A 21578-nucleotide genomic window follows, 5' to 3' on the forward strand; every position below is an offset into this window, starting at 1 on the left:
TCGCGATACAGGCGCTGCGGGTTTTCTGAAGCGGCGCGTTGATGCAATCGCGAGCAAGCCCGCTCCCACAGCTTTCACCGATCAACTTATCCACTGGCAGCCTCCAAAACAATACGGCCACTGGAGCAGGCGGCGTTGGCGTTGCGGTAGGCAAAATGCAATTTGCTGCGTTCGCGATCAAAGCGCAGGGTCAACTCGATTTCATCGCCGGGGCGCACCAGTTGCTGAAACTTGAGCACTTCCATCCCGGCAAAGCGGGGCGGCAGGTCGAGCAGTTGCTGGCCCAGGTTGATGGCCCAGTCCACTTGCACCACGCCGGGCAGCACCGGGGTTTTGGGGAAGTGCCCGCTGAAGTACGCAAGGTCAGGCGGGATCGACAGGTTGAGTGTCCAGCCGTCATCGCCGGGGTGTTGGCTGAGCACTTCAGGCAATGTTGGCCGTGGCGCCAGCAGCAACGCATCAACCTGCGCTTGCGGCAGTTTGCCTTGGCTGGTGAGCGGCATTTGCCGCAGCAACCGCCAGCGGCGCGGTAATGCCAGGGCTTCGCAATAGGGCCCAAGGTGCAGGCGCAGGGCCTGGGTGAGGGCTCGGCGGCCGTGTTCACGCAGGGCAAACAGCCCGCTCTCGCTGAGCACCAGCAAGGCGCCCAGCGAGGCACGGTTTTCATTGACCACGCCCAGGCGTGCTTCTGCAACCCATGGGTGGGTGCTCAAGGCGTGTTCCAGCAGGGGCAGCGAAATGCGTTTTTCTTCGAGTTTGACGATGCGGTCCAGACGCCCCAACAGCTCAAAGCGCCCATCGGCTTCAATGCGCGCCGCATCGGCCGTTTGCTCGACATGGCCTGCCATCAGGTACGGCGAGGCGATGCGCAGTGCGCCGTCCTCACTCTGGCTCAGGTGAACACCGGCAAACGGCTGCCACAAGGTTGGACCTTGGCGCCATGCAATGCCGCCGGTTTCTGAGCTGCCAAAAATCTCGGTTGGCCATTGGCCCAAGCGCTGCTCCAGCGCATGAGCCGCCTCGGCAGGCAATGCGCCGCCCGAAGAAAACACCCGGCGCACCTTGCTCAAGGCCGGCCAGTCGAGGTTGTCGGCCATGCGTTTGAGCAGGGCGGGGCTGGCCACCCAGGCAAATGCCGCGTGTTCGCAGCTGGCGCGCTGCATGTCTTCGGGGAACGCCAGTTGCTGGCGAGTAAAAACCCGGCCCGCACACAGCGGCCACAACACGCGGAACAACAGCCCATAAATATGCTGCGCGGCCACGCTGGCGATGATGCACGCATCGCCCAGTTCATGGCCCCACAGGTGTTCGAGGGTTTCTACCTCATTGGCCATTTGCCGCAGGCTTTTGTCGATACGCTTGGGCTCGCCGCTGGAGCCTGACGTGCACAGGCTTAGCTGGCACGCGTCCAGATCCAGCTCGGCAGGGGCCAATGGGGCGCCATACAAGGCGTGCAGCTCGGTGCTGGCGGTCAGCCACAGATCAACGTGGCTGGCCCAGCGCTCACGTGTGTGGGCTTGCAGGTCTGCGGGCAATAACACGCTGACCCCGGCGCGCCAGGCGCCCAGCAGCGCGATGGCCAATTCACCCGCGTCGTCCAGGTGCACGGCCATGCGTCGCACGCCACGTTGCTGCAACCCGCCCGCCAGGCTCAGGGCCTGCGCGCAGAGAGTGTGATGGGTGAGCGTTGGTTCAACGCTGACGGTGCGACGGGCATCGCCCTCAAGCAACAGTTGCTCAAGTTTTATCCACTTCATGCCTGGCCTCTTACCTTTTGTCGTATCAGCCATTCAATGGCAAACAGCAGCCCCATCAGCCCGTAGGCGATCAAGCCGTTGTACAACGTCCACCAGCTCAGCGGCGCCCACAATGTGAGGCTGGCCGCGATCAGGCCGTTGAGCATAAAAAACAGGCACCAGACCTGGGTGACCTGGCGCGTATAACGAATCGCGCTGTCGGGGAGTACCGGCTCACGCAGCCGGGCCAGACGCTCGACCATCGGCGGGCCGAACTTGAGGCTCAGGCCAAACAGGCTGAGCATCAGGCTGCTGATCAGTACGGGGTACCAGCGCAGCAGAGCCGGGCTGTTAAACAGCGCCAGCAGCGCACAAAACACCAGCGCGACCCCGGCGATCCACAGGCTGCCGGGGCGTCGTTCACCGGTCAGTACCCGTGCCAGCCACAGGCCGCCAAGCAGCAGCGCAAACTGCCACGGAGCAAAGTGGGCCATGCCGAAATGCACCGCAAAGGGGTACAGCAGGCCCGCCAGCAGCAGGCCCAGGCCGATCAGTCGGCTCATGCGTGCGGTTGCACCAAGTGGTAAACCGCTTCAACCACATCATTGACGGTGCGCACCGATTTGAAGGCTTCGGCGGCAATTTTTTTGCCGGTTTTGCGCTTGATGTGATCGATCAGGTCGACCGCGTCGATGCTGTCGATTTCCAGGTCCTGATACAAATTGGCCTCCAGCGTGACGCGTTCGGGCTCCAGTTCGAAGAGTTCGACCAGGGCGTCGCGCAGGATGTTGAAAATGTCTTCACGGGTTTGCATGGTTCGGTCTCAGGCAGCCTGTTTGGCTGTGACAAAAGCCGCAAGGCTGGTCACGTTGGAAAAGTGGTCACGGGTGTCTTTGGCGTCGGCATCTATTTTGATGCCATAGGTTTTTTGGATCGCCAGGCCCAGCTCCAGGGCGTCGACCGAGTCCAGCCCCAGGCCTTCGCCAAACAGGGTTTGGTCATCGCCAATGTCGCTGATGCTGATGTCTTCAAGGCCCAGGGCGTCGATGATCAGCTGTTTGATTTCATTGTGTAGATCGCTCATCTGTGGCGAGCTCCTTAATAAAGTAGTCATGCACGAAGTCGTTAAGCAGGCGCGAAGCCTTGGGCGGCGGGCCTGCTGCTGCAAAGGCATTTGGATCTATATCGGCCCCGACACAAAAACTGAAGTGCACACGGCGTTTGGGGATGCGGTACCACGGCTCGGCTTTGGTCAGCGTGGTGGGGCTGACCTTGATTACCACTGGGGTCAGGATTTTCGCACCGCGCAAGGCGATGGCGGCGGCCCCCCGATGAAAGGCCGGCATCTGGCCTGGCGGGGTGCGGGTGCCCTCCGGGAAGATAATCAGCGTCTGGCCTTGTTGCAGGGCCTCTGCGGCCTTGTCGAGCATGTCAATGCTGCCGTCGTTGCTGATGTATTGCGTGGCGCGTACGGGGCTGCGGGTGAACGGATTCTGCCAAAGGCTTTGCTTGACCACGCAATTGGCGTTGCGCACCAGCCCGATCAGAAACACCACATCAATCAGCGAGGGATGGTTGGCAATGATCATTTGGCCGGGGCGCCCGAGGCGCTCGGCACCTTGCACGTCATAGGTCAGTACACCCAGGCGGGCCATAAAGCGGATAAACAGCCAGAACAGTCGGCTGACGGTGTAACGCGCGCGCTCGCGCTGGCGCAGGGCGTCGCCTGGCAAGCAACTGAGCAGCGGGAAAATGACCAGCCGCAGGCACAGGCACCCAAACCCGAACAGCACGAAGCTGATGGCCGTGGCCAGCAGGCGCCAGTAGTAAGCATTAGCGGTTTTCACGACGTACGTTGCCACTGCCAGAGCCGGTTTTCCCAGGCGTGTTGAAACGACGTCTGGCCGCTGAGCAGGTGCTGTAACAATTGCAAAGCATGGGGCCACGGGGTTTGGGCGACATCAGCAGGTCGGCTGGACAACGACAGGTGCCACTGCTCACCGGGTGTCAGCAGCAGGCCTGCGGCATAGGCAAAGGGCACGTCGTCAACCCAGGGCCGGTAAGCCTCGGGTGGTAGTTCTTCAGTGATCACCAGCAGCACGGCGGGCGCGCCGTCATTGAGCAGCGCACAGGCTTCAATCAGGCCATGTTCGAGGCCGTCACCGGCGGCCGCGAGGGCGGTCATTTCGCTGGTTTCGCCGCGCATGATCGACCACAGGCCAATGACCGCATTGTGTACCGAGAGGCTGAACTGGGTGGGTGACAAGGGCTGCCTGGCTGCGAGCTCGTTCAGCATGTCAAAGGTGCGCGGGGTTTCGCCGTGGCGCGAAACAAACACCAGTGGCAGCGCCTCATGACCTTCAGCCAAAGGCCAGCCGACACTGAATGCCATGCGCGCCAGGCGACTGAGCCGGCGGCGTTGCATGGCCGGTAAAAACGACACGTCGGGGCTGGCATCGCTGGCGGCGATAACGTGGGGGTGCTGGCTCCAGGCCTGCCAATCGGCCACGCTGTCGAGGCCCGGAGCCCAGGCTCGCCAAGCGGCAATATTGAAGTTAATCACTGGAGGTTTATCCCGCCCTTGCGGGCTTCCTTGATGCGAAGGTAGGCAGCGGTCAATGCGGCACTAGTAACAAAGTGCCGCATTATCCCGGTGCTGTTGGTTCGTAGCAAATATCGCTTACATTTTTGTGCCAGTTTTTTTGGCTTATCGGACGAAATAGCTATCTTTTTGTAATCACTAAACTATGGGCGCCTGTATGACTTTGAAAAAATAGGTCTGTTCCGGCGTATATAGGGATAAATCTGCTTTGGTTGTAGCTCTTTTCTCTGCGAGGTAGCGAAGTTGTTCTCAGGGCATCTACACTCGGGCACTTATTGATACACGGAGGTTTTGAAATGCGTCGCGTGGTGTTCAACCAAAAAGGTGGTGTGGGCAAGTCCAGCATCGCTTGTAACCTGGCGGCCGTCAGTGCCAGCGAGGGGTATCGCACTCTGTTGGTCGATCTGGATGCTCAGGCCAACTCCACTCAATACCTCACCGGGCTGACAGGTGATGACATCCCGATGGGTATCGCCGAGTTCTTCAAGCAAAGCCTGTCTGCGGGCGTGGGGTCGAAGAAGAATCGGGTCGATATTTACGAAACACCGTTCGACAACCTGCACATCATTACCGCCACGCCCGAGCTGGCAGACTTGCAGCCCAAGCTTGAGGCCAAGCACAAGATCAACAAGCTCAAAAAGCTGCTGGATGACTTGGCTGAAGACTACGACCGCATTTATATCGATACGCCGCCCGCGCTGAATTTTTATGCGGTGTCGGCATTGATCGCCTGTGATCGTGTATTGATCCCCTTCGACTGCGACAGCTTTTCGCGTCAGGCGTTGTACGGCCTGCTGAGCGAAATTGAAGAGCTGAAAGAGGACCACAACGAAGACCTGCTGGTTGAAGGCATTGTGGTCAACCAGTTCCAGGCCCGCGCCAGCCTGCCCCAGCAAATGCTCGATGAGTTGATTGCCGAAGGCTTGCCCGTGCTGCCGGTGTACCTCACCAGCTCAGTCAAAATGCGCGAGTCGCATCAGGCCAGCCAGCCGCTGGTGTATTTCGAACCACGGCACAAGCTGACCCAGCAATTTGTTGAGCTACACGATTACCTGGACCAAAACGCTTAAGCACGCACGCCGTGGCTTTGCAGCCAGGCCTTGAGCTGTTGCAACGGGAAGGCGCCGCTTTGACGGGCGACTTCCTGGCCGTTTTTGTACAGGATCAGGCTCGGAATCGAGCGAATGCCCAGTTGCCCTGACAGTTGCTGGTTGGCATCGCTGTCGAGCTTGGCCAACCGGCACACGCCCACCAATTGGCTGGCCGCCTGTTCAAACACCGGCGCAAAAGCCTTGCACGGCCCACACCATTCAGCCCACACATCCACCAGCAGCGGCAGATCACCTTTGATCTGGCTGGCGTAATCGGTTTGTTTCAGATCGAAAGGCTTGGCGATCAGCACCTCATTCTTGCAGCGCCCACACTTGGGGTGCTCGCCCACGCGCGCGGCGGGGATACGGTTAAGGCCGTTGCAGTGAGGGCAGGGGATAAGCAGCGGGTCAGTCATTTCAAACACTCCGGAAATTGCTGTGGCGCGCTCCTGCAAAAATGAGCACGTCGCGTAGAGGTGCAGTTCAGCAGATGTTGCCCCCGCCCGCCACTGGCTGTGACGTATCTGCTCACAATGTGCCTGCGCCGCCTTGAGCCCTTGAATCTAGGCTGTTGAAAACCGCCTGATGAGACACCGTCGGTCAGATGCTGAATATCGCGCTTTGCGATATAGCGAAAGCGGGCTTACCCTTCATAGCAAGATGCGATAGGGACATTGCATGCGAGTGATTACTGCGAAACGTATTTGGGAGGCCAAGGAACAATGGCCACATTCCGCCAGTGCTCTGGATGAGTGGTATCGCAAGATCAAGGTCCTCAACCCTGAAGATTTCGCTGCGTTGAGGTCGTTTTTCCCTGCGACTGACAAAGTCGGTTCTTTGCATGTATTTAATATTGGCGGCAATAAATTGCGTCTGATTGCGGTAGTGCGGTATCGGGTGCAGCGCCTCTACATTCGTCATGTGCTGGATCATCGTGAATATGACAAAGGTAAATGGAAGGAGTAACCCAATGAATGCACTGATCGAACAGGCTGCCCAGCATTGGCAGTTTGTTTCGCCACTGTTGCGAAAACCTGAAAATGAAGCGGATTACGACCAGTTGGTCGAAGCCCTTGATGAACTGACCGACCGCATCGGCGACGATGAAAGCCACCCGCTGATGAGCCTGGTAGACATCATCGGTGATTGGGTCGAAGCCTATGACCTTGAGCATCGGCCGATGCCCAAAGTCAGTGGTGTTGATGTGCTGCGCTCAGTGATGCAAGAGCATGGGCTGAACCAGAGTGATCTGCCGGGCGTGGGCACGCAGTCGGTGGTATCCGAAATCCTCAGCGGCAAGCGTCAGCTTAACGTGCGCCAAATTCGCTGGCTGGCAGATCACTTTAAAGTGCCGGTAGAGATGTTTATTTGAGGGTGTCGGCCTGCAATACGCTGTCCAGCGTGGCATCCACCAGGCCTTTGCTCATTTCCACCAGTTGCAAGCTGGCAAACGTCAGGCTGTGGCTGGTTTGAGGGCTGGCGACCTGGCTTTCGGCGCAGAGAGCCGTGGCGCTGCTGAGTAACTGGGCTGCCAGTTCCAGCGCGAGCTTGATGGGGATACCGGCGTTAACGCTGAACAGGCAATCGCCGGTCAGGCTGTGGCCGAAAGGGGTTGGTGTTTGAGTGAAACATGGCATGGTGTGACTCCTTTTAGGGTTTGGAGTTACCACCGATCGCCGTCAAACGAATTGGGTGGCAACTGTGCGCGGGTTGACGGACCGGTTAAAAGAAGAAACCCGGCGCACTGGAGAGTGCCCCACGCACAGCTGCCATAACACGATTTAATCGAGCACAGACAGGCGTGAACACAGCGATTGAGATCGCTGATTCTTCTTTTATGATGCGGACCGTCAAATCCGGTCACGAATGTGTCGTGACGTCGGCGAGGATAGGGGCTGGCGCACAGAGGGTCAATCGGCTGATAGGTAGTCCGCTTCCCAGGTTTTTGGACGAATACGTCTCTCGCAGTGCTAAAAGAGTGTGCAAAGCTGGATTCATAACTATGAGTGGCGCTATTAAAAACTCGATAAATAAACGAAAAATCTTACGTATGTTTATCTTAGGGCCGACATTACTTCACACACTATCCCTCTATTCTCCTACGCCTGTGATTTAAGCCTCTTTCACTGTTCGAAAGAAGATGCTCGGACTTGAGTATTCAGTTTGGTGATTAATTTGGCGTGTCTAAATAAAGGAGTTGTTAATGGCAATGTCTCAGGAAGCCCATTTTCGCTGTGTGCACTGTAAGAACGATTTTGAGCTAACGACTGAGCAGGTAGATGCTTTTATGGAGTCCGGTAAGGTGGCATGCCCACGATGCTCGCATGGCTTGGTTTTCAAAGAGCATGACCTGGCCAAGTTGGTTGCGGTAAAAAGCAAAAATAGACGGCGGATTTTAATGTTTGGTTGTTTAACCATTGGCTTGCCGTTGCTCAATATATGGATCCTGTTGCAATGGGGCAGCGGCTTGGCCTTTTTGAGCTCTTTTCTCACCTTTTTAGTGTTGGTATCTGCCGTGCCAGCGTTGAAGGATGTTTCATTTGTGCGGCTTGATTTAGAGCCAGAAATCCAGTTGGGCAGGGCTGAATAATGACCCGGCAAGTAGATCAAGAGCCAGAATCAGAGCTGCTGAAGTTTAGCTATGCGGACTTCAAATGTTGTGCGTGTAAACGGCCGATCAGCATAAGCCTAGAAGAATCTTTTTTATTGGCGAATGATAACTCTATAAAGTGCCCTTTTTGTCAGGTGTCTGTTAAAGCGGGGCCCTATGATCAAGCAGATTTGAGAAACGTTCATAAAAGCCTCAGCGGTAGCGGAGGATTTATTGTTCCTTTTGCGACAGTGTGGTTTTCAGTTTCTCTGATGGTTGCCCTGTTTGTTAATACACAAATTTCTGTTTTGATGACCAGTGTCGGGCTATTGATTTCATACTCGTTAAATAACAGTACGCCCGTCACTATTGATGTCGCTATACAGCTTGACCCCGTCGAATCAACGTGCAAGATAGAGCGCTCGTGAACGATTATAAATACTATTCAAATAAGTATGCATTTCCTCTCCATCCTCATTTTTTGGTTGTGGGTTTTAAGTGAGCTAATGGGGTCAGTTTTCTTGCCTGCGTAATACGGATGTCTGATATTTATTTCTACAAAAGTACACGAGAGAAATAAATCTTAAGTGTATGCGTCACTAAAAAAGCTTAGTCAGCATGAAATTAAACGTCGCTATCGCAGGTTGTGGCGTTTTTAACATAAATAGCTAATAAAAGGTTGGCAAATAATGGCCGCTGTCGATGGAGGAAGTGACCCGCTGTTACAGGAGTGTGCGGAGTTCACGTTTAAGTGTGTTGGGTGTGCGGCTGAGCAGAAATTTAATCATCAGCGTGTTAATGAACTGGCGAAAGGTCAGTGCGTTAATTGTGCTGCTTGTGATGTGCGGCTTGAGGCGAGCGTGGGTGATCAAGCGTATATGACTAAGTACATGGATAGGCAGGCAAATTACGGCAAGAGTATGCTGGTGTTCTGTTTGTTATGGTTTGCTAATAACTTTCTTGTGTTAATTATTTATGGTTCGCAAGAGGCCGGTTTGATGTCAATTGCCGGTATTGTTATTGCTGCGGGTATTAACTGTAGTAAGGACGAGCCTGCGTTTTTTGATTTGGAAGTCGCTGCTGGGGATTGATTTTGCCCTTCTGCAGGGTTATTCGACCAAATCGTGCAGGTCTCGCGACTTTTTTAAAATCAAAAGATCGCGAGCAAGCTCGCTCCTACAGGGGGTGTGGACGTTTTGAGAGTTAATGCTTGGCAGTCGTTTGGCGTAGCGTTACAGGCCAGTCAGTACGCCACCTATCTGTAGGAGCGAGCTTGCTCGCGATCTTTTTAAGAGGAGCAACTGATCTCTAGATGCTTGCCCCACTCGGGTGGGCGTTCGGCGTAGGGTTGCATGCCCGGTTGTTCGGTGAACGGTTGGGTCAGGACGCTGTGCAAGCGCTGTACTTCGCTGTAATCCCCGGCTTGGGCAGCGTCGATGGCTTTTTGTGCCAGGTAGTTGCGCAGGATGTACAGCGGGTTGACCGCGTGCATGCGCTCGCGGCGTTGCTGTTGGTCTGGCTCGCCGTCGCGGGCCACGCGGGCGAGGTATTGCGCGGCCCATTCGTCAAAGCCCTTGAGGTCGATAAAGTCGTCGCGCAGGCGGGCAACCGCGTGTTCTGCCGGTTCGTCGCCCAGGCGACGGAAGAACAGGGTGTAGTCGATGGCGCTGCCTTGCATGCGTTGCAACAGGTCTTCGATCAGTTTTTGATCACCGTCTTCGGCGGTGGTCAGGCCCAGGCGGCGGCGCATCAGGTCGAGGTAGTGCGCCTGGTACAGCGGCAAGAACAAGCCCAATGTTTCACGCAGGGCGTCAACGCTGATAAACGGTGTCAGTGCCTGGGCCAGGGCGCTGAGGTTCCATTGGCCAATGGGCACCTGGTTGCTGAAGGAGTAGCGCCCCTGGTGGTCGGAGTGGTTGCAGATGAACTGCGCGTCGAAGTCGTCAAGAAAGGCGAACGGGCCGAAGTCGAAGGTAATGCCCAGGATCGACATGTTGTCGGTGTTCATCACGCCGTGACAAAACCCGTAGGCCTGCCATTTGGCGATCAGTTCAGCGTTGCGCTCGACGATTTCGCGGAACATCGCCAGATGGGGCTCCGGCTGCTCCAGGCATTCAGGGTAGTGCAGGGCCAGCACGTGGTCGGCCAGTTGCTTTAGCTGTTCCGGGCGTTTGGTGTAGTAAAAGTACTCAAAGTGCCCGAAGCGGATATGGCTGTGCGCCAGGCGCAGCACCATGGCGCCGCGTTCTTGTTTTTCACGCCACACCGGGGTGTCGGAGCCGATCACGCACAGGGCGCGACTGGTGGGAATACCCAGCGCGTGCAGGGCTTCGCTGGCGAGAAACTCGCGGATCGATGAGCGCAGCACCGCTCGGCCATCGCCCATGCGCGAGTAGGGCGTCATGCCGGCGCCTTTGAGGTGCAGGTCCCAATGCTCGCCCGCCTGGTTGTAGACCTCGCCCAGCAACAGCCCGCGGCCATCGCCCAGTTGCGGGTTGTACGAGCCGAACTGGTGGCCGGAATAGATCATCGCCCGTGGCTCGGCATCGGCCCATAAGGTATGGCCGCCAAACAGTTGGGCAAACACCGGGTCGTGGGCCACGGCCGGGTCCAGGTCGAGCAGGGCCATTGCCGCATCGCTGGCGACCACCAGCCGTGGTGCGTCGAGAGGGTCGGGCAGCACGTGGGTTGAAAACGCGTCACCCAGGCGGGCGAAACGGTTGTCAAAGGTCAGTTCGTCGAGGGCTTTCAATGGCCGTCTCCAGCAAAATGCATGTTAGTCGGGCTTACCCGGCAGGGGCTTTTGTTCCGGCGTTGGCAGGTCCATGGGCACCAGTTTGTATTCCTGGTTGCTGGTGTTCTTGAGGTACACCTCCATCTGCTGGAACGAGATGTTGATGTTGTGTGCCTTGAACTCGCGGTTGATAAAGCGGTTCACTTCGTCGATCACCGGGTTGCGGTCGCCCAGGTCACGCACGTGCATGCGCAGTTCGTGGTCCAGCGTGCTCTGCCCGAAGCTCAAGAAGTACACATGCGGCTCGGGCTCTTTGAGCACGCGGGGGTTTTCTTGCGCGGCCTTGAGCAGCAGGCTCTTGACCAGGTCCAGGTCAGAGCCGTAATCAACGCCCAGCTTGAGGGTCACGCGGGTGATGGTGTCGGTCAGCGACCAGTTGATCAGTTGCCCGGTGATAAAGGTTTTGTTCGGGACAATGATGTCTTTGCGGTCGAAGTCGGTGATGGTGGTCGCGCGGATGCGGATCTTGCTCACGGTACCCGACAGGTTGCCGATGGTGATGGTGTCGCCAATGCGCACCGGGCGCTCGAAGAGGATCATGATGCCGGAGATAAAGTTGGCGAAGATCTCCTGCATCCCGAAGCCCAGGCCCACCGAGAGGGCCGCCACCAGCCATTGCAGCTTGTCCCAGCTCACGCCCAGGGTTGAGAGCGTGGCGACAAAGCCGACGCCGATGATCACGTAGGTCAGCAGCGTGGTGGTGGCGTAGGCGCTGCCTTGCGCCAGGTCTAACCGTGACAGCACCAGCACTTCCAGCAGACCGGGCAGGTTACGCGCCAGGGCAATGCTGATGCCGACGATGATCAACGCGCCCAGCACGTCACCAATGCTGATGGGCACCATGCTCATGTTGGCGCCTGTACCGCTGGTGTATTCGTACAGGGTGATGTTGTCGAGGTAGGAAAAGACCGAAATCAAGTCGGCCCAGACCCAATACAGCACCCCGATAAAGGCCGCGAGCAAGGCCAGACGAATCAGGCGCAGCGATTGCTGGTTGACCTGTTCGATGTCCAGTGTCGGCTCTTCAACGATGGCGTCGTTGCCTTCACCGGCTTCCTTGGCCGCCTGACGCTTGGCCAAAGCCCGCTGGTAGGCCAGCCGCCGCGCCGCAACCGAGAGGCCGCGCACAAAGGTGGCTTCCACCACCAGCCAGAGCATCAGCAGGTACAGGGTGTTAATAAGTCGGTCGCTGAGTTTGAGCGCGGTGTAGTAGTAGCCAAAACACACCGCCACAAACAGCGCGAGGGGCAGCAGGGCGAACGCGAAACCGAGCAGCTTGCGCACGCGGTAGGCTTTTTTCTCGGTCTGGTCGTTGAGGATCAGGCGGCACAGCAGCCACGCCATGGTGGCGTAGCACGTCAACACCACGAGGATACCCAGCACGTCGTCGGCCAGCGCCGCCGGTTGCTGTTCGGCAAAGGCGACCACGGCCACCAGTGCCAGCACCACCAGGCCGAGTCTGCGGATCCAGTTTTGCAGGAAGGCAACCAGCGGTTTCTCCCAGCGAAAATGCAGTTCGGCCACGCCGCCCGGCGCCAGAATCCGGTAGGCGGTGTAGAACACCAGCCAGGCTTCGGCCATTTGCATCAAGGCCGCGCCAGTGTTGGCGTTCATGCCGCGGGCATCGGTTTGCAAGGCGTACCCGCACAGGGCCAGGGCCAGTGAAACCGGCATTGCCAGCAAGATGTTGATGAGGATCGCCAGCGGCGTATGCCACTGGCTGTCGCGCTTGAAGTGGCCAATGTCCTTATGGATATCGTTGAGCTTGTTGTACAGGTAGCGGCGCTTCCACAGCAGGGCGATCATCACCAGCACAAACGGCAAAAACAGCAGCGGCCGCTGGATCAGGCCTTCGGCCAGTTCGGTGACGCTGGAACCCCACGGCAGGGTGACAAGTTGTTGCTTGAGGTGGCGCGGGGCTGACTCCAGCCAGTCCAGATCCAGCGGCTTGTTGCTGGGGATCCAGAACATCTGCTCATCCAGCGTCGCCCGCAGGCCCTGCGCGGTGCTGAGCAGTTGCTTCTGGTTCAGTTGCAGGTTGATCGACTCACTGAGCAGCGAGCTGAGTTCGCGGTTCAAGCGGTCCAGCAGATCGCTGCGGGTGTTGACCAGTTCGAGCAGGGTTTTGCGCAGTTGCGGCGTCACCTGGTCGGCGGGCTGGGTCGACAGCAAGTTATCAACGTAGGTAATCGGGTTGCTGATCAGCTCGCGCTGTTGGTTGATCTCAAATTGGTACAAGCGGATATCGGCGATTTCATCGGCCAGGTTCTTGTCCATCTTTTGCAGGCGCGGCAGCGCTTGTTTCTGCTGATAGAGGATTTTGGACAGCAGCAAGCTGCCCCGCAGGACATTGATTTGCTCATCCAGCGCCTGATCACTTTGGGTGACGTTGTCCAACTGCTGCTTGGTTTCAAGGTTCTGCTGGGTGACCACGTTGAGGCGGTCCGTGCTGCGCAACAGGTAATCAGAGAGCCTGAGGTTGGTCGCGCTTTCGGTGGCCAGCAAGCTGCTGCTGCCAGACTTTTGCGCCTCAATCGATTGTTCGGTCACGGTCTGTTGCGACTGGGCCAGGCGCTTCTTGTTGATCAGGGTCTGCAGGTCCTGGATTTCCTGGTCCTGGCGCGTGGTTTTTTCCAGCAGCAGGTCGTGCTGGCTGCCGCTCAGGTCTTGCAATTGGCTATTGCCGGCCAGCTCCTGACGACGCAGCGCGATCAACGCGGTGAGCGCTGCCGATTCGGCGCTGAGCTGGTTGCGTTGGTCTACGGTGAGCACTTTACCGTTGTCGCGGCCGACTTTGAGGATGTTGCCGATCTGCTGAATGCGGGTCTGGCTGTTGCTGATCTCGGCCTGGGCGCGCTCGGGGCGGGTCTGGGCGGCGATGCTCTGGGTGTTGGCGCTGGCCAGGGCTTTTTGCAGCTCACCTTGCTCGGTGGTGCGGTCGGCGAGCATTTGCTCCAGTTGCTGCACCGATAGCGTGGCGTAGCGCTGCTCGATGGGCACCACTTTGCTGGCCTTGAGGCGGGCCAGTTCGCGCTGGTTATCGATGGTTTGGCGCGGGGCACTGTGGAGCTGGTCTTTGACCTCGATCAGGCGCTGTTCGTAGTCGCTTTTGTTGGCCAGAAAGCTCAAGGTTTGCTCGAGTACGGTCTGCAAGGCTTTCTGGTCGGCGTCGGGCAGTTTGCGGTCGGCTATTTTGTCCAGGCTGAGCTGCACGGCCTCGGCCGAAGGCGGGTCGCCCGCGTAAACCGGGCCAACGGAAAGGCTCAGGCCGAGCAGGACTGTTGCGAAGAACGTGCGCAGAGTTGGCATAGAATCCGGTCAAGCAAGCGTAGGAAATTTGGAGTTTAGAGGAACAACCCCGGTCCCGGGGCACTTCCTTCGGGGAATCTGACGCCCACTTTGCCTATCTTGTTCCCGTCCATGACCGCGACGGTCCAGATGGTGTTGTTCCACTCGACCTGGTCGCCGACAACCGGCGCGCCGCCGACTTTTTGCGCAATAAAGCTGCTGAGCGGAATGTCCGGGCTGATGCCATCGAGCTTCAGGCCGTAAAGTGCCGAGACGGCGCCTAGCTGGGCATCGCCTTCGAGTACAAAGTCGCCAAAAAAGCGCAGGTCCAGCCCGCGAGTTGGCGGCTGGCTGAACAGTTTGCCCAGGGCTGGCAAGTTGTGTTCATGGCCGATCACACAGAGCAAATCGCCGATTTCCAGCGTGGTGCTACCCGACGGGTGGAGCAGCGTCTGGTCGCGAAACAAAGCGGCGATACGCGTGCCTTCGGGCATTTTCAGTTCGCGCAGGGCTGCGCCGATGCACCAGTTTTGTGCGTCCAGCCGATAAACGAACAGCTCCCACTCGCTGGTCACGTGTACTTCCAGGGCGGAGCGGGAGATAGGCGCGAGGTCCGGCGGTACGGTGACCTTGAGCAGCTTGGCCACCCACGGCAGGCTTGTGCCCTGCACCAAAAGGGACACCAGCACGATAAAGAAGGCGAGGTTGAAATACAGCTGCGCGTTCGGCAATCCCGCCATCAGCGGGAACACCGCCAGAATAATCGGCACCGCGCCGCGCAGGCCGACCCACGAAATAAAGGCTTTTTCGCGCCCGTGGAAGGCCTTGAAGGGCAGCAGGCCGACGAATACCGACAGCGGGCGGGCGAACAGAATCATCCACAGGGCCAGGAGCAGCGCGGGTACCGCGATAGGCAGCAGGTCGTGTGGCGTGACCAGCAGGCCCAGCACTAGGAACATGCCGATTTGCGCCAGCCAGGCCATGCCGTCAAGCATGTGCAAAATGCCGTGGCGGCTGCGGATCGGGCTGTTGCCCAGCACCAGACCGCACAGGTACACCGCCAAAAAGCCGCTGCCGTGCAGGGCGTTGGTCAAGGCAAACACCACCAGCCCGCCAGCGATGACCAGAATCGGGTACAGGCCGTTGGCCAAGTGGATGCGGTTAACCATTTGCAGCATCAGCCAGCCACCGGCCAGCCCGACAATGGCGCCGATGCCGAACTCGCGCAGCAAATCCAGGAGCAGGCTAGCATGCAGCGTGGTTTCGCCACTGGCGAGCATGTCGATCAGGGTGACGGTGAGGAACACCGCCATTGGGTCGTTGCTCCCGGATTCGATCTCAAGGCTGGCCGAGACCCGTTCGTTCAAGCCCTTGCCGCCCAGCAGCGAGAACACCGCGGCGGCATCGGTGGAGCCGACAATGGCGCCAATCAACAGGCCCTGAATCAAATTGAGGTTAAACAGCCAGGCCGCCACCAGGCCGGTCAGCCCGGTGGTGATCATCACCCCCACGGTGGCCAGCGAGAGGGCAGGCCATAACGCCACGCGGAAACTGGAGACCCGCGTGCGCAAGCCGCCGTCGAGCAAAATCACCGCCAGGGCGAGGTTGCCCACCAGATAGGCGGTAGGGTAGTTGTCAAAGATGATACCGCCGCCATCAACACCGGCGGCCATGCCCACGGCCAGGATAATCACCAGAATCGGGATGCCCAGGCGTGAAGACAAAGAACTGACCAGAATACTTGCGCCTACCAGCAACGCGCCGATCAAGAACAGGCTGTTGATGGTCGTCGCATTCAAAGGCAGTACTCCATAAAAAACAGAAAAGACAGGGCGTACCCATGCAGGCTACGTGCCAGCGATTCTAACCTGCGTTATTGGCGCGCTGTCAAAAAGCTTTTCAGGGTGCTTCGTTGCGGGTGAGGCACGTGCTGCGATGTGTTCTGTAGTCCATTGCCGCCTTGTGTCTGTTGAGCGACGGAGGAAATGGCTTTTTCTTACACAAGAATTGGAGCCGGCCTGCATTTTAATGTTAGCCAAATTGTGTCTACTCACGGCTCTGTTTAGCCATGGACACGTCATGAAGCCCACAATTGCGACTGATGACAGGCCCGGTGCATTGTACACCGTGGCAATTCCGCACTTCCTGCTGCTGTATGTACTGACAGGCGGTTGTTACTTGTTCTATTGGTCTTACCGCAACTGGGCCTCTTACAAAGCCCACACCGGCGCTGCGATTACACCGGTGGTACGCGGCCTGCTCTGGCCTTTTTTTGTTCTGGAGCTGTTCGACAAAGTGCAAAACGCTCTGGACAGAGCGCAGCAACCTCATCGCTGGTACCCCGAAAGCCGGGCATTACTGATCATGCTGCTGGTGATGCTCTCGGTGCTGTTGTTCACCTTTCCTGATCGACCGTTGGGCATGGTGTGCGTCTATGTGGCCGAGGCTGTTTTGATTGCCTTTAGCGGCTATCTGTTTATGGGGGCTCAGCGTGCGATCAATTTGCTGGGTGGCGATAAGCGATAGCTCCATGGGCCGGACTACCTGAAAGTTTCGAGTTATGCGTCTTTTAATTTCATTAACTATTGAGGTTTAAATGTCTTCCTCCGCGATAAGTGACGACCATTGTGCTCATCCAGGCCCGGCCTCAGAGGTTAAAAAACAAACGTTCTATGTGGTGTCGATCAGAAAATTCTTGCTGCTTTATTTCATGACAATGGGTTTCTATTTGATTGTCTGGTTTTTTGAAAACTGGAAGCAGTATCGGAAGGCAACAGGGGTGAAAGTGTGGCCAGGTGTACGTGCGCTGGCTGGCGTAATCATGATTTTTTCCCTGTTTGGGAAGGTCCAGAAGGCGCTGTCTGAGTCGGGCCGTACTTATCGTTGGTTTCCGGTAACGCGTGGGATTTTGATTTTTGCGGTGTGGGTCGTTGCCGTTTTCTATGCTTTCATGCCTCTCAACGAGTTCACTGCACCGTGGATTATTGTTATCAACCTGCTCCTGATGGGCGTGTTGGGTTTTTTGTTGGTGGGCGCTCAGCGCGCGATTAATTTTTTAGAGCATGACCCTTCCGCTCAATCCAATTCGACCTTAACGTTTGCCAATGGTGTATGGGTCGGAGCGGGTGGTTTTATATGGGGGGTATGGCTTTTCGCTGCGTACATCCTGTTCCCTGATGTTTTCTGAGCGGTGGGTGTCTAGTTTCAATACATAGCGTCGGCGTTTTTGGCGCACAAAAAAACCGGGCACCCTCACAGGTGCCCGGTTTTTTGTAGCTCGGCGTTTAACCGATGGTCATCAAGCTCGCGTTACCGCCCGCAGCAGCGGTGTTGACGCTCAGTGCGCGTTCGATCACCAGACGTTCCAGGGCGATATTGGTTTCGCCTTGGGACAACCCTTGCACGCCGACAATGGCGCCTGCACGTTTGGCCACTTGCTGGCACACCTCGCGCAGTTGGTCGCTGTCGCCGTGGTGCAGGACCGCGTCGAAAACAACGTCGTCCTTGGTCCAGTCCGCGACACGTTTGATGCGCGCTTGTACTTCTTTAGGCAGACGGGCAAACAGGGCTTTGCCCAAATCGCTGTCCGGCAGTACCGCCGAGCTGCCCACAGCTAATACGCCAGCCAGTTGGGTCAGCAGGTCGGCCTCGGTGTCGGCCAGACACAGCACGTGTTCGCGCGGCAGGATGGCGTAGCTGTTGCGCTCGCCGGTCGGGCCGTTGAGCAGGCGGGTGATGCCGCTTTGCGAGTGGGCGGCGAATTCGCTGCACAGCTCGGCCAGCGCCGCTTGCTGATTGCTTTGTGCCCAGGCTTGCAGGGCCTTGAGCGGCTTGCTCAAGGCTTCGCGGGCTTGGGTGTCTGGCGCGCTGATGGCGTCGACTTTGGCGAACGATTGCTCGATGGCATCGCTTGGGCGCGTCGACAGCAGGCGGAACAGGTACAGCGGGCCACCGGCTTTCGGACCAGTACCCGACAAACCTTCGCCGCCGAACGGCTGCACGCCGACCACGGCACCGACGATGTTGCGGTTGACGTAGACGTTACCGGCATTGACGTTGTTGACCACTTTGGCAATGGTTTCGTCGATGCGGGTATGCACGCCCAGGGTCAGGCCGTAGCCCGATGCGTTGATCTGGGCGATCAACTGGTCGATGTCTTTGCGCTTGTAGCGCACCACGTGCAGAACCGGGCCGAAGATTTCGCGCTCCAGTTCGTCGAAGCTTTCCAGCTCGATCAGGGTCGGCATCACGAAGGTGCCGCGCTTGGACTCTTCGATGTCGGCAATGGCCATCTGGAACACGTTGCGGCCTTTGTCGCGCATGCCCTGGATGTGTTTCTCGATCCCGGCCTTGGCTTCGGCATCGATCACCGGGCCAATGTCCACGCTCAACCGCTCCGGGTTGCCCATGCGCGATTCGGCCATGGCACCTTTGAGCATTTCTATGACGCGGTCTGCCGAATCTTCCTGCAAGCACAGCACGCGCAGTGCCGAGCAGCGCTGACCGGCGCTGTCGAACGCCGAGGACACCACGTCGATGACCACTTGTTCGGTCAGGGCCGAGGAGTCGACGATCATGGCGTTCTGGCCGCCGGTTTCAGCGATCAGCGGGATCGGGCGACCTTGAGCGTCCAGACGGCCGGCGATGTTGCGTTGCAGCAGGCGAGCGACTTCGGTAGAGCCAGTAAACATCACGCCTTTGACCCGATCGTCACCGACCAGACGTGCGCCCACGGTTTCGCCACGGCCTGGCAGCAGTTGCAGCACGCCTTCTGGAATACCCGCTTCCAGCAGGATGCGCACGGCCTGAGCGGCCACCAGCGGTGTTTGTTCGGCAGGTTTGGCCAGTACCGGGTTGCCGGCGGCCAGCGCTGCGGCCACTTGGCCGCTGAAAATCGCCAGCGGGAAGTTCCATGGGCTGATGCACACCACAGGGCCCAACGGGCGATGGGCGTCGTTGGTCAGGTCATTGCGCGCCTGCACGGCGTAGTAGCGCAGGAAGTCGACCGCTTCGCGGACTTCCGCAATGGCGTTGGCGTAGGTCTTGCCAGCTTCGCGGGCCAGCAGGCCCATCAGCGGCTGGATCTCGGCTTCCATCTGGTCGGCGGCCCGTTCCAGGATGGCGGCACGTTCGGTCGGCGGGGTGGCCTGCCAGATCGGCGCGACGTTCAGCGCGCACTGGATCGCGTTGTCTGCGTCTTCAACCGTGGCTTCTTGCACATAGCCGACCACATCACGCAGGTCAGCCGGGTTGAGCACGGCGGCCGGGACTTGGGTGCTGGAGGTGCAACCCAGGATCGGCGCGGCTTTCCAGTCGTTGTGAGCGGTGGCCAGCAGGGCACAGGACAACGACGCCAGGCGGTGTTCGTTGGCCATGTCGATGCCGCTGGAGTTGGCGCGTTCGCTGCCATACAGGTCACGCGGCAACGGAATGCGCGGGTGCGGCAAGCCGAAGCTGCCTTCTGCCGTGGCCATTTGCTCGATCTGGCTGACAGGGTCGGCCACCAACTGGTGAATCGAGATCGAATGGTCGGCAATGCGGTTAACAAACGAGGTGTTCGCGCCGTTTTCCAGCAGGCGACGCACCAGGTAAGCCAGCAAGGTTTCGTGGGTACCGACCGGCGCGTACACACGGCACGGGCGGTTCAGCTTGCCTTCGGAAATCTTGCCTACAACTTGTTCGTACAGCGGTTCACCCATGCCGTGCAGGCATTGGAACTCGTACTGGCCCGGGTAGTAGTTCTGACCGGCGATGTGGTAAATGGCCGACAAGGTGTGGGCGTTGTGCGTGGCGAACTGCGGGTAGATTGCTTCGGGGACGGCCAGCAGTTTTTTCGCGCAGGCAACGTAGGACACGTCGGTGTACACCTTGCGCGTGTACACCGGGTAGCCTTCCAGGCCTTCGACTTGGGCGCGCTTGATTTCGCTGTCCCAGTAGGCGCCTTTTACCAGGCGAATCATCAGGCGGTGACGGCTGCGGCGGGCCAGATCGATCACGTAGTCGATCACGTACGGGCAGCGCTTCTGGTAAGCCTGGATGACGAAACCGATGCCGTTCCAGCCGCTCAGCTCTGGCTCAAAGCACAGGCGTTCGAGCAGGTCGAGGGACAGTTCCAGGCGGTCAGCTTCTTCGGCGTCGATGTTGAGGCCGATGTCATATTTCTTGGCCAGCAGGGTCAGCGACAGCAGGCGCGGGTACAGCTCGTCCATCACGCGTTCGTACTGGGCGCGGCTGTAGCGCGGGTGCAGGGCCGACAACTTGATCGAAATGCCCGGGCCTTCATAAATGCCACGACCGTTGGAGGCTTTTCCGATCGAGTGAATGGCTTGTTCGTACGAGGCGAGGTACTTCTGCGCGTCATGTTCGGTCAGTGCGGCTTCGCCGAGCATGTCGTAGGAATAACGGAAGCCCTTGGCTTCAAAGCGCGTGGCGTTGGCCAGTGCTTCGGCGATGGTTTCGCCGGTCACAAACTGCTCGCCCATCAGGCGCATGGCCATGTCGACGCCCTTGCGGATCATCGGCTCGCCGCTCTTGCCGATGATGCGGCTCAGGGAGGAGGTCAGGCCTGCTTCGTTGTGCGTCGACACCAGTTTGCCGGTCAGCAACAGGCCCCAGGTGGCAGCGTTGACGAACAGCGACGGGCTGTTGCCCAAGTGCGGGTGCCAGTTGCCGGTGCTGATTTTGTCGCGGATCAGGGCGTCGCGGGTGCCTTTGTCCGGGATACGGAGCAGCGCTTCGGCCAGGCACATCAGGGCCACGCCTTCCTGGGACGACAGCGAGAACTCTTGCAGCAGGCCTTGCACGATACCGGCACGGCCACCGGCGCTCTTTTGATTGCGCAGTTTTTCGGCAATCGAGGCGGCCAGGGTCTGGGTGGCTTCGGCCATCGGTGCAGACAGACGTGCCTGCTCCAGCAGCATCGGCACCACTTCGGGTTCCGGGCGACGGTAAGCCGAAGTAATGGCTGCGCGCAGGACTGACTGCGGCAAGATGCTTTCAGCAAACTCCAGGAAGCATTGGTGGGTGTGATCGGTGTTGGTGTCATCAGCGTCATCGCTGGTGGCAGCTGGCACACCGTTCAACTCCGCCAGGGTTGCACCACCCTCGAGTTTTTCCAGGTAATTGAAAATTGCCTGTTTGATCAGCCAGTGAGGCGTGCGATCAATCGAGGCCGCGGCAGCCTTCAGGCGCTCGCGGGTTGGGTCATCGAGTTTGACCCCAAGGGTGGTGGTAGCCATTTTTTTATCCTCATGGGTGCCACATGGGCGCGGCAGCAGCTGGCGGCAAGATTAGCGCTGCGCTGAATTGGGTGCAACTAGGTGCAACCCGGTTTCATCAGAATTTTTTACCTTACCTGTAGGAGTGCGTTTATCTCGCGATGGGGTGCTCTTGTAAAAGATCGCGAGGCAAGATCGCTCCTACAAGGAATGTGTGTTTTTAGATTGATACGGGGTGCTTTTGCATCGAAAAAGATGCG

20 protein-coding genes are annotated in these 21578 nt (G+C 58.3%); 8 read left to right on the forward strand and 12 right to left on the reverse strand.

The annotated features are described in order from the left end of the window. Nucleotides 1–86: 86 nt before the first annotated feature. From AAEZ03_RS06460 to AAEZ03_RS06485, 6 genes are read right to left on the reverse strand one after another with little or no spacing between them, the layout of a single operon-like run. Entirely contained in the window at nucleotides 87–1757 is a 1671-nt protein-coding gene (locus AAEZ03_RS06460) for an ApeI family dehydratase (RefSeq protein ID WP_350577040.1), read from the reverse strand. Beyond that, on the reverse strand, nucleotides 1754–2299 hold the full coding sequence (locus AAEZ03_RS06465) for a COG4648 family protein (RefSeq protein WP_123751103.1): 546 nt from the start codon (nucleotides 2297–2299) through the stop codon (nucleotides 1754–1756). The genes AAEZ03_RS06460 and AAEZ03_RS06465 overlap by 4 nt, the downstream gene beginning before the upstream one ends. Further along, nucleotides 2296–2550, reverse strand: coding sequence for an acyl carrier protein (locus AAEZ03_RS06470; protein ID WP_123751104.1), 255 nt, complete (start codon nucleotides 2548–2550; stop codon nucleotides 2296–2298). The genes AAEZ03_RS06465 and AAEZ03_RS06470 overlap by 4 nt, the downstream gene beginning before the upstream one ends. Before the next feature lie 9 nt (nucleotides 2551–2559). After that, nucleotides 2560–2820, reverse strand: coding sequence for a phosphopantetheine-binding protein (locus tag AAEZ03_RS06475; RefSeq protein WP_123751105.1), 261 nt, complete (start codon nucleotides 2818–2820; stop codon nucleotides 2560–2562). Then, the gene (locus tag AAEZ03_RS06480; protein ID WP_406549855.1) at nucleotides 2801–3583 is read right to left on the reverse strand and encodes a lysophospholipid acyltransferase family protein; all 783 of its coding nucleotides are present in this window, start codon (nucleotides 3581–3583) and stop codon (nucleotides 2801–2803) included. Before AAEZ03_RS06480 ends, AAEZ03_RS06475 begins: the two co-directional genes overlap by 20 nt. Then, on the reverse strand, nucleotides 3580–4299 hold the full coding sequence (locus AAEZ03_RS06485) for a beta-ketoacyl synthase chain length factor (RefSeq protein WP_123751106.1): 720 nt from the start codon (nucleotides 4297–4299) through the stop codon (nucleotides 3580–3582). Before AAEZ03_RS06485 ends, AAEZ03_RS06480 begins: the two co-directional genes overlap by 4 nt. Nucleotides 4300–4634: 335 nt before the next feature. Here AAEZ03_RS06485 and AAEZ03_RS06490 point away from each other — a divergent pair, with 335 nt between their 5' ends. Continuing rightward, nucleotides 4635–5408, forward strand: a complete 774-nt coding sequence (locus tag AAEZ03_RS06490) for a ParA family protein (RefSeq protein WP_262125549.1) — start codon at nucleotides 4635–4637, stop codon at nucleotides 5406–5408. On the opposite strand, the gene trxC is transcribed toward AAEZ03_RS06490, so the two are convergent. Continuing rightward, nucleotides 5405–5845 (reverse strand): thioredoxin TrxC, encoded by a 441-nt coding sequence (gene trxC, locus AAEZ03_RS06495; protein WP_262125551.1) that lies wholly within the window; start codon nucleotides 5843–5845, stop codon nucleotides 5405–5407. The two genes, AAEZ03_RS06490 and trxC, sit on opposite strands and share 4 nt — an antisense overlap. A 262-nt stretch (nucleotides 5846–6107) precedes the next feature. Here trxC and AAEZ03_RS06500 point away from each other — a divergent pair, with 262 nt between their 5' ends. Together AAEZ03_RS06500 and AAEZ03_RS06505 are read left to right on the forward strand one after the other, a co-directional pair. Beyond that, entirely contained in the window at nucleotides 6108–6395 is a 288-nt protein-coding gene (locus AAEZ03_RS06500) for a type II toxin-antitoxin system HigB family toxin (protein WP_048366671.1), read from the forward strand. 4 nt (nucleotides 6396–6399) lie between these two features. Then, the gene (locus AAEZ03_RS06505) at nucleotides 6400–6801 is read left to right on the forward strand and encodes a helix-turn-helix domain-containing protein (RefSeq protein ID WP_048386318.1); all 402 of its coding nucleotides are present in this window, start codon (nucleotides 6400–6402) and stop codon (nucleotides 6799–6801) included. Here AAEZ03_RS06505 and AAEZ03_RS06510 read toward each other — a convergent pair. After that, nucleotides 6794–7066 (reverse strand): DUF3077 domain-containing protein, encoded by a 273-nt coding sequence (locus AAEZ03_RS06510; protein ID WP_153332562.1) that lies wholly within the window; start codon nucleotides 7064–7066, stop codon nucleotides 6794–6796. The genes AAEZ03_RS06505 and AAEZ03_RS06510 overlap by 8 nt on opposite strands. Nucleotides 7067–7632: 566 nt before the next feature. Here AAEZ03_RS06510 and AAEZ03_RS06515 point away from each other — a divergent pair. From AAEZ03_RS06515 to AAEZ03_RS06525, 3 genes are all read left to right on the forward strand, one after another. After that, the gene (locus AAEZ03_RS06515) at nucleotides 7633–8019 is read left to right on the forward strand and encodes an Rpo12/RPC10 RNA polymerase subunit family protein (RefSeq protein WP_273220281.1); all 387 of its coding nucleotides are present in this window, start codon (nucleotides 7633–7635) and stop codon (nucleotides 8017–8019) included. Continuing rightward, a complete protein-coding gene (locus tag AAEZ03_RS06520; protein ID WP_350577048.1) occupies nucleotides 8019–8447 on the forward strand; it encodes a hypothetical protein in 429 nt (142 codons plus the stop codon). Before AAEZ03_RS06515 ends, AAEZ03_RS06520 begins: the two co-directional genes overlap by 1 nt. 261 nt (nucleotides 8448–8708) lie before the next feature. Next, on the forward strand, nucleotides 8709–9110 hold the full coding sequence (locus AAEZ03_RS06525) for a hypothetical protein (RefSeq protein ID WP_278938333.1): 402 nt from the start codon (nucleotides 8709–8711) through the stop codon (nucleotides 9108–9110). Nucleotides 9111–9307: 197 nt separating this feature from the next. Here the strand turns inward: AAEZ03_RS06525 and selO are convergent, their stop codons facing one another. Genes selO through AAEZ03_RS06540 form a run of 3 tightly spaced genes read right to left on the reverse strand, consistent with a single transcriptional unit; the run spans nucleotide 9308 to nucleotide 15900 of the window. Beyond that, nucleotides 9308–10771 carry a protein adenylyltransferase SelO gene (gene selO, locus AAEZ03_RS06530; RefSeq protein ID WP_278938331.1) on the reverse strand — a complete coding sequence of 488 codons (1464 nt, stop codon included), beginning with the start codon at nucleotides 10769–10771 and terminating at the stop codon, nucleotides 9308–9310. A gap of 24 nt (nucleotides 10772–10795) precedes the next feature. After that, nucleotides 10796–14122 (reverse strand): mechanosensitive channel MscK, encoded by a 3327-nt coding sequence (gene mscK, locus AAEZ03_RS06535; RefSeq protein WP_350577052.1) that lies wholly within the window; start codon nucleotides 14120–14122, stop codon nucleotides 10796–10798. A gap of 35 nt (nucleotides 14123–14157) precedes the next feature. Beyond that, nucleotides 14158–15900 carry a potassium/proton antiporter gene (locus tag AAEZ03_RS06540; protein WP_153335357.1) on the reverse strand — a complete coding sequence of 581 codons (1743 nt, stop codon included), beginning with the start codon at nucleotides 15898–15900 and terminating at the stop codon, nucleotides 14158–14160. Nucleotides 15901–16180: 280 nt separating this feature from the next. On the opposite strand from AAEZ03_RS06540, the gene AAEZ03_RS06545 reads away from it, so the two are divergent. Both AAEZ03_RS06545 and AAEZ03_RS06550 read left to right on the forward strand, forming a co-directional pair. Next, entirely contained in the window at nucleotides 16181–16627 is a 447-nt protein-coding gene (locus AAEZ03_RS06545) for a hypothetical protein (protein WP_178113832.1), read from the forward strand. 70 nt (nucleotides 16628–16697) lie between these two features. After that, nucleotides 16698–17288 carry a hypothetical protein gene (locus tag AAEZ03_RS06550; RefSeq protein WP_123751111.1) on the forward strand — a complete coding sequence of 197 codons (591 nt, stop codon included), beginning with the start codon at nucleotides 16698–16700 and terminating at the stop codon, nucleotides 17286–17288. A gap of 97 nt (nucleotides 17289–17385) precedes the next feature. Here AAEZ03_RS06550 and putA read toward each other — a convergent pair whose 3' ends face one another. Next, on the reverse strand, nucleotides 17386–21339 hold the full coding sequence (gene putA, locus AAEZ03_RS06555) for a trifunctional transcriptional regulator/proline dehydrogenase/L-glutamate gamma-semialdehyde dehydrogenase (RefSeq protein WP_350577057.1): 3954 nt from the start codon (nucleotides 21337–21339) through the stop codon (nucleotides 17386–17388). Between the last annotated feature and the right edge of the window lie 239 nt (nucleotides 21340–21578).

It is taken from the genome of Pseudomonas sp. HY2-MNA-CIBAN-0224, assembly GCF_040310285.1.
Lineage (GTDB): Bacteria > Pseudomonadota > Gammaproteobacteria > Pseudomonadales > Pseudomonadaceae > Aquipseudomonas > Aquipseudomonas helleri.

Coding starts and splice junctions, on each gene's coding strand:
- AAEZ03_RS06460 (WP_350577040.1), bottom strand. CDS start 1,757: ATGAAGTGGATAAAACTTGAGCAACTGTTGCTTGAGGGCGATGCCCGT.
- AAEZ03_RS06465 (WP_123751103.1), bottom strand. CDS start 2,299: ATGAGCCGACTGATCGGCCTGGGCCTGCTGCTGGCGGGCCTGCTGTAC.
- AAEZ03_RS06470 (WP_123751104.1), bottom strand. CDS start 2,550: ATGCAAACCCGTGAAGACATTTTCAACATCCTGCGCGACGCCCTGGTC.
- AAEZ03_RS06475 (WP_123751105.1), bottom strand. CDS start 2,820: ATGAGCGATCTACACAATGAAATCAAACAGCTGATCATCGACGCCCTG.
- AAEZ03_RS06490 (WP_262125549.1), top strand. CDS start 4,635: ATGCGTCGCGTGGTGTTCAACCAAAAAGGTGGTGTGGGCAAGTCCAGC.
- trxC (WP_262125551.1), bottom strand. CDS start 5,845: ATGACTGACCCGCTGCTTATCCCCTGCCCTCACTGCAACGGCCTTAAC.
- AAEZ03_RS06500 (WP_048366671.1), top strand. CDS start 6,108: ATGCGAGTGATTACTGCGAAACGTATTTGGGAGGCCAAGGAACAATGG.
- AAEZ03_RS06505 (WP_048386318.1), top strand. CDS start 6,400: ATGAATGCACTGATCGAACAGGCTGCCCAGCATTGGCAGTTTGTTTCG.
- AAEZ03_RS06510 (WP_153332562.1), bottom strand. CDS start 7,066: ATGCCATGTTTCACTCAAACACCAACCCCTTTCGGCCACAGCCTGACC.
- AAEZ03_RS06515 (WP_273220281.1), top strand. CDS start 7,633: ATGGCAATGTCTCAGGAAGCCCATTTTCGCTGTGTGCACTGTAAGAAC.
- AAEZ03_RS06520 (WP_350577048.1), top strand. CDS start 8,019: ATGACCCGGCAAGTAGATCAAGAGCCAGAATCAGAGCTGCTGAAGTTT.
- AAEZ03_RS06525 (WP_278938333.1), top strand. CDS start 8,709: ATGGCCGCTGTCGATGGAGGAAGTGACCCGCTGTTACAGGAGTGTGCG.
- mscK (WP_350577052.1), bottom strand. CDS start 14,122: ATGCCAACTCTGCGCACGTTCTTCGCAACAGTCCTGCTCGGCCTGAGC.
- AAEZ03_RS06545 (WP_178113832.1), top strand. CDS start 16,181: ATGAAGCCCACAATTGCGACTGATGACAGGCCCGGTGCATTGTACACC.
- AAEZ03_RS06550 (WP_123751111.1), top strand. CDS start 16,698: ATGTCTTCCTCCGCGATAAGTGACGACCATTGTGCTCATCCAGGCCCG.
- putA (WP_350577057.1), bottom strand. CDS start 21,339: ATGGCTACCACCACCCTTGGGGTCAAACTCGATGACCCAACCCGCGAG.